Below are 6306 nucleotides of genomic sequence, written 5' to 3'. Positions count from 1 at the left end.
CTCCCGGAACACCACACTCGACGCCAGGAGTTCACGCCCCATACCAACCCACTGCGAACCCTGCCCCGGAAAGACGAACACCACCTTCCCGCGCCGCTCCGCCACCCCGGTCACCACCGCACCGTGAGCCTCACCGGCCGCCAGCGCACCCAACCCCTCCACCAGCTCGGACACGTCGGCAGCGACCACACTGGCCCGCGACTCGAAGTGCGTACGGTGCACCGCGGCCGTCCGCGCCACATCCCCCAGACGCACCCCCTCCTGCCCGGCCAGCCACGACGCCCAGCGCCCCGCCTGCTCCCGCACCACCGCCCCGTCACGACCCGACACCACCACCGGCACCGGACCCGCCACCCCCACAGACAGCTCGGACGGCTCGGCGAGCCCGGACAGCCCGGCGAGCGGCGGCCCGGCGAGCGGCGGCCCGGCGAGCGGCGGCCCGGCGAGCGGCGGCCCGGCGAGCCCGGACAGCTCGGACGGCTCGGACGGCTCGGACGACTCGGCGAGCCCGGACGGCTCGGCGAGCGGCGGCCCGGCGAGCGGCGGCTCGGTGAGCGGCGGCTCGGCGAGGGGCGGCTCCTCCACGATCACGTGCGCGTTGGTGCCACTGAGACCGAACGACGACACACCCGCACGACGCGGACGCGACCCGTCCCGCTCCCACGGTTCGAGGGTGTCGACGACGCGGACCGGGAGGTCGTCCCAGGCGATGTTCGGGTTGCGCGGGCTGCTGTTGAGCGTCGCGGGCAGGGCGTCGTGGCGGAAGGAGGCGAGGACCTTGCAGACCCCCGCGATGCCGGCCGCCGACTCCAGGTGGCCGATGACGCTCTTGGCCGTGCCGAGACCGAGTTCGCGGCCCGGCCCGCGGCCTTCGCCGTAGACGGCGGCCAGGGCCTGCACCTCGATGGGGTCGCCGAGAGACGTGCCGGTGCCGTGGCACTCGACATAGTCGACGTCGGCGGAGGTGAGCCCGGCCGAGGCGAGGGCGGTGCGGATGACCTTCTGCTGCGAGGAGCCGTTGGGGGCGGTGATTCCGCTGCTGGCTCCGTCGTGGTTGACGGCGGTCGCCCGGATCACGCCCAGCACGGTGCGGTTCTGGGCGACGGCGTCGGACAGCCGCATCAGCGCGACCATGCCGACGCCCTCGCCGCGTCCGTAGCCGTCGGCCTCGGCGGAGAAGGTCTTGCTGCGGCCGTCGGGTGCGAGCGCGTGGGAGCGGCTGAGCGCCACGAACGCGTCCGGGTCGGCGAGCACCTGCACACCGCCGGCGAGGGCCAGTTCGCACTCGTCGGAGCGCAGTGCCTCGCAGGCCAGGTGAAGGGCGACGAGGGAGGAGGAGCAGGCGGTGTCGACGGACAGCGCCGGTCCCTGGAGGCCCAGGTGGTAGGAGAGCCGGCCGGCGTTGAAGCTGGGCAGGGTGCCGGTCAGGGTGTAGGTGTCGGCGGTGCCGCCCTGCCGGTGCTTGCCGTACTCGCCGACGCCCGCGCCGACGAAGACGCCGGTGCTGCCGTCGCGCAGGTCGCGCGGGCGGATGCCGGCGTTCTCCAGGCAGTTCCAGGCGGTCTCCAGCAGCAGCCGGTGCTGCGGGTCCATCGGTTCGGCCTCGCGGGGGCTGATGCCGAAGAAGGCGGCGTCGAAGCGGGCCACGTCGCCGAGGAAGGAGGCGTGGCGGGTGTAGGTGCGGCCGTCGGCGTCGGGGTCGGGGTCGTAGCAGGCGTCGACGTCGAAGCGGTCGGCGGGCACGGTGGTGACCGTGTCGCGGCCCTCGGCGAGGACCTGCCAGAGGCTGTCCAGGTCGTGGGCGTCACCGGGCATGCGCAGGCCGACGCCGACGATCGCCAGGGGTTCGCCGGCCGGGCGGCGGATGGCGGCGGGGGCCGCGGGGCCGGGGGCCTGCGGGGCGGGGGCGAGTTCGGAGAGCAGCCAGCGGGCGGCGGCGGCCAGGTTCGGGTGGTCGAAGACGAGGGTCTTCGGGGTGAGCACGCCGGTGCGCTGCTGGACGCGGACACTGAAGTCGACGGACATCATCGAGTCGAAGCCGAGATCCTTGAAACCGCGTTCGGGATCGAGGGCTGCGGGATCCCTCACGCCGAGGACCGCGGCGGCCTCGACGGCCAGCAGGCGTCGCACATGGTCGGCGCGCGCCTCCTCGGGCAGGTCGAGGAGGGTCGCCCGTACGGTCGTGCCGGTGCCGGCGGGCGCGGCGTCCGCCACGGCGCGGGCGGCCTCGGGGACGGTGCGCAGGAAGGGGCGGTCGCGGCCTTCGCCGTAGGCGGTGGCGGCACGGGCCCAGTCGATGCCGGCGACGAGGACGGCGGGGCCCCGGTCGAGTACGGCGTCCAGGGCGTCCAGCGCGTGCGCGGCGGGCATGGGTTCGAGGCCGATGCGGCGCAGCTGGCTCTCGGCGGCGCCGTGGGTCATGCCGCCGTCGGCCCAGGGGCCCCAGGCGACGGAGACGGCGGGCAGGCCGGCCGCGCGGCGGCGGGCGGCGAGCGCGTCGAGGGCGGCGTTGGCGGCGGCGTAGTTGGCCTGGCCGACGTTGCCGAGGACGCCGACGACGGAGGAGTACAGCACGAACGCGTCGAGGTCGAGGTCGCGGGTGAGTTCGTCCAGGTGGAGTGCCGCGGTGAGCTTGGGTGCGGCGGCCGCGGCGAGGGACGCGGCGTCCTGGCCTTCCAGCAGCCGGTCGTCGAGCAGGCCCGCGGTGTGGAAGACGGCGCGCAGCGGGGTGCCGTCCGCCTTGAGCGTGTCGACGAGGGCGGCGAGCTGCTGCCGGTCGGTGACGTCGCAGGAGGCGAGGGTGACGCGGGCGCCGAGGGCTTCGAGGCCGGCGGTGAGTTCGGCGGCGCCGGCGGTGGCGGGGCCGCGCCGGGAGGCGAGGACGAGGTGCTCGGCGCCCCGTTCGGCGAGGCGGCGGGCGAGGTGTGCGGCGAGGGCTCCGCTGCCGCCGGTGACCAGGACGGTGCCGCGCGGGGTGAAGGGGCGGGCCTGCGCGCCGGGGTCGGCGCGGCGGAGCCTGCGGGCCAGGCGTCCGCAGGGGCGCAGGGCGACGTGCTCCTCGGCGGTGGGCGTGCCGTGTGCGGCGAGGGTCGCGAGCAGGTGGCGCAGCTCGCTGTCGCCGGGGTGGGCGGGCAGGTCGACCAGTCCGCCCCAGCGGGCGGCGTGTTCGAGGGCGACGACATGGCCGAGGCCCCAGATCTGGGCCTGGGCGGGGTCGGGTGCCGGGTCGGCGGCGTGCGCGGCGACGGCTCCCTCGGTGAGGAACCACAGCGGGGCCCGTACGGCGGTGTCCGCCAGGGCCTGCACGAGAGTGAGGCCGTGCGCGGCGGCCGCGGTCCCGTCCGGGTGGGCGGGGTGCGGGAGGCTGTCCGGGCCGGTGACGGCGAGGACGCCGCCGAGGGTGTCCTCGCCGAGGGCCGCGGTCAGGGCGGCGATCAGCGCGGCGCAGGCGGGCCGGTCGGTGCCGGTGGTCAGGAGGTGGGGGTGCGCTCCGGCGGCCGCGAGGGTGGCGGCGAGGCGTTCGGCGCGGGCGGAGGCGGTCGCGGAGGCGGCGATCAGCCAGTGTCCGTGCGGGGTGGGCGCGGTGCGCGCGACGGCGGAGGGCTCCCACGTCTCCTCGTAGATCCAGTCGGCGAGGCGGCCCGCGCGGGTCTGCTGTGCGCGCCAGGCGGCCAGGTGGGGCAGGACGGCGGCGATGGCGTCGGCGTCGGCCGCGCCGAGGAGTTCGGACAGTCGGCCGGCCTCGCCGCTGCCGACGGCCTCCCAGAAGGCGTCCTCGGCACGGGAGGGTTCCCGGGCGCCGGAGCGCGCGTCGCGGGTGGTCTCCAGCCAGTGGTGCTCGCGCTGGAAGGCGTAGGTGGGCAGGGCGGCGGGGCGGCCTCCGGCCAGGACGCGCTCGAAGGCGAGGTCCTCGCCCGCGACGTGCAGGGCGGCGAGGGCGCGGACCAGGGTGCGGACCTCGTCGACGGGTTCGGTGCCGCGCGGGGAGCGCTGGGAGGCGACGAACACCGCTTCCCTCTCGACGCATGCGGCGCCCGTCGCGGACAGCACGGCCGCCGGGCCGCACTCCAGGTAGCGCGCCGTGCCGGAGGCTTCCAGCGTGCGCACGGCGTCCAGGAACCGCACCGCCTCGCGGACCTGGCGCACCCAGTAGGCCGGGTCGGCCAGTTCCCCGGCCGCGGCCCAGTCGCCGGTCACCGTCGACACCAGCGGGATCGTGGGCTCGCCGAACGCGCAGGAGGCGGCGACCTTTGCGTAGGCGGCGAGCATCGCGTCCATGTGGGGGGAGTGGAAGGCGTGCGAGACCGCCAGGTCACGTGTCCGGCGTCCGGCCGCGGCGAAGTGCGCGACCACCGTCCGCACGGCCGCGCGGTCGCCGCTGACGACCGTCTGCGTGGGGCTGTTGAGGCCGGCCACCGAGATGCGGCCGTCGACCGAGGCCAGTACCTCGGCCACCTCCTGCTCCGGTGCCTCCACGGACGCCATCGCGCCGCCCGCCTCGCACGCCTGCATCAGCCGGCCGCGCGCCGACACCAGCCGCGCCGCGTCGGCCAGATCCAGTACCCCGGCCACGTGCGCGGCCGCCAGCTCGCCCACCGAATGCCCCGCCACCGCGGCGGGCGCGATCCCCCACGCCTGCCACAGCCGGAACTGCGCCACCTCGACCGCGAACAGCCCCGGCTGGGCGAACTCCGTCCGGTGCACCAGCTCCGCGTCCGCACTGTCCGCGGCCGCGAACAGCACGGCCGTCAACGGCACCCGCAGATGGGGGTCCAGCGCGGCGGCCACCTCGTCGAACGCCTCCCGGAACTCCGGGAACGCCGCGTACAGGGCACGGCCCATACCGAGACGCTGACTGCCCTGGCCCGTGAACAGCACCGCCAGAGCGCCGGTGACGGCGGCACCCTCGACGACGTCCGGGTGGGCCCGGTCGCCGGCCAGTGCCCGCAGCGCCTCGACGGCCCCGGTGACGGACCCGGCGGTGATGCCGGCCCGGTGCTCGAAGTGGGTGCGGTGGTGGGCGGCGGTGTAGGCGGCGTCGAGGAGGTCGCCCTCGGCGGCGCCCTCGAGGTGGTCGGCGAGCAGGGCGGCGTTCGCGGCGCGGGCCTGCGCGGTCTTGCCGGACACGGTCAGGATGAGGGGGGCGCGGCGGGCGGTGCGCTCCTGGCGGCCGTGCACGGCGTCCCAGTCGACGTCATGTCCGTCGCACCACAGGCGTGCGGCGAGTTCCTCCAGGTCGCGGCGGGCGCTGCGGTCGCGGCGGCAGGTGGCGAGGGCCGACGAGCGGGTGTCGCCGAGGTCGGCGAAGGTCCGCTCGACGCAGTGGCGGGCGACGGGGTGCGGGGCGATCTCGACGACGCGCAGTCCGCGGGTGGCGGCGGGACGAGCGAGCGTGAGGGCGGTCACCGACTCGGCCAGCAGCATCGGTTCGCACATGTTGCGGACCCAGTAGGCGGCGTCCAGTGCGGTGCCGTCGACGTGGTCGGCGAGGACGGTGGAGAAGAAGGGGACGGAGGTGGTGCGGGCGCCTACCGTGCCGAGGCGGCGGAGGAGTTCGGGGGCGAGGTCGCGCAGGGTGTCGCTGTGGGAGGCGTAGTCGATGTTGACGCGCAGTGTGCGGGCGCCGCGCTCCGCGAGGTCGCGTTCGAGTGCGGCGACGGCGTCCAGGGGCCCGGACAGGCAGACCTGTCCGGGGGCGAGGTGGCCGGCGACGGTGATGCCGCGGGTGGGGTCGGCCGTGAGTTCGGCGGCGTCGTCGACGCCGAGGTCGCAGACGGTGAGGGCGCCGAGGCCGCAGGCGCGTTCGGCGATCAGCGCGGACCAGGTGGTGATCAGGCGGGCGCCCTCGTCGAGGTCGAGGGCGCCGGCGACGACGGCCGCGGCGACCTCCCCGACGCTCTGTCCGAGCACGGTGTCGGGTTCCAGGCCCCAGGCGGTCAGGGTGCGGGCCAGGGCGATCTGCACGGAGAACAGCACGGGCTGGACGACGTCGGTGCGGTGCAGCCGGGACCGGGTGCGGCCGGCGAGGAGTTCCTCGGTGACGGACCAGCCGCTGTACCGGCGCACGGCGGTGTCGCAGGCCTCCAGGGCGGCGCGGAAGGCGGGTTCGGCGAAGAGGTCGCGGCCCATGCCGAGCCACTGCGAGCCGTGCCCGGAGAAGAGGAAGGCGAGCGGGGGACGTTCGCCGGTGCGGACGGGGCCGGCGAGGAGTTCCGCGGTGGCGCCGGTCACGGCGGCGACGGCTCGGTGCTCGCCCGGCTCGGGTGCGGGGGCGCCGCCGGACGCGGGGGCGCCCCCGGACGCGGG

Annotated in this window: 1 protein-coding gene; it reads right to left on the bottom strand. The window is 76.4% G+C overall.

Going from position 1 to position 6306, the window contains the following annotated elements:
* The coding region (locus ACFW6P_RS31880) for an SDR family NAD(P)-dependent oxidoreductase (RefSeq protein WP_386425752.1) at window positions 1–6306 on the bottom strand (6306 nt) is incomplete at both ends.

The organism is Streptomyces sp. NPDC058741 (assembly GCF_042746715.1).
Taxonomy (GTDB): Bacteria; Actinomycetota; Actinomycetes; order Streptomycetales; family Streptomycetaceae; genus Streptomyces.
The sequence above is the reverse complement of the archived record's forward strand: the minus strand, read 5'-3'. Positions and strand labels throughout refer to the sequence as shown.